The organism is Coraliomargarita sinensis (genome assembly GCF_003185655.1).
GTDB lineage: Bacteria > Verrucomicrobiota > Verrucomicrobiia > Opitutales > Coraliomargaritaceae > Coraliomargarita_B > Coraliomargarita_B sinensis.
On the sequence record NZ_QHJQ01000035.1, the window covers coordinates 1 to 588 of the forward strand.

At 43.7% G+C, this 588-nt stretch carries 1 protein-coding gene; it reads left to right on the plus strand.

Annotated elements, in window-relative coordinates; translation table 11 throughout:
• Positions 1-524 (plus strand): hypothetical protein (locus DDZ13_RS15280; protein ID WP_233246185.1); only part of this gene is annotated, 524 nt, incomplete at its 5' end.
• Positions 525-588: the final 64 nt, after the last annotated feature.

A 588-nucleotide genomic window follows, 5' to 3' on the forward strand; every position in this document is an offset into this window, starting at 1 on the left:
CGTTAGGCAAAATGAAATTACTTACATACCTCTTTCTTTTTATCGTTCCTCTCCTCGTTGCGCCAGCTTTCTCAATTTTTTCAAAAAAGAAGCCTGAAAGTCCGGATGAAAGTTGGGTGATCAGGGGCGCGACTGAGGTGCATTCGATGCTAAGCCTCGTCGCAGATGGAAGAGAATTCGAATATACTGAACTGCAAGGAGGCGGGGTTACGTGGCAAGGACACAGAATCTACCTAAGATTTCGAATAGAACCCGAACTTGTCGAAGAGCTGTTCTCAAGCTACGAGAAAAAGAAATGGGCGAAAATAAAACCGGATTTCATTGATATCGAATCAGATATTGAAATGATTAAAGAGCGCTCGACGACTTTTATCGATTTCGTTCCAAAATGGAACCCCTTGAGCATTAATCATAAGGTTTGTTATAAAATTGAAGGAAAGAATAATTGGACGCATGAGGGATATAATTGCGCAGTTGTCGACAAGGATACCGGCATCGTATATTTCTTTGCATGGGGAGCCTAACCAATCGGAGGTCTCAACTCCGTTCGCTCCTGCGTCGCTCACTCCTTGAGACTCCTCGACGTTG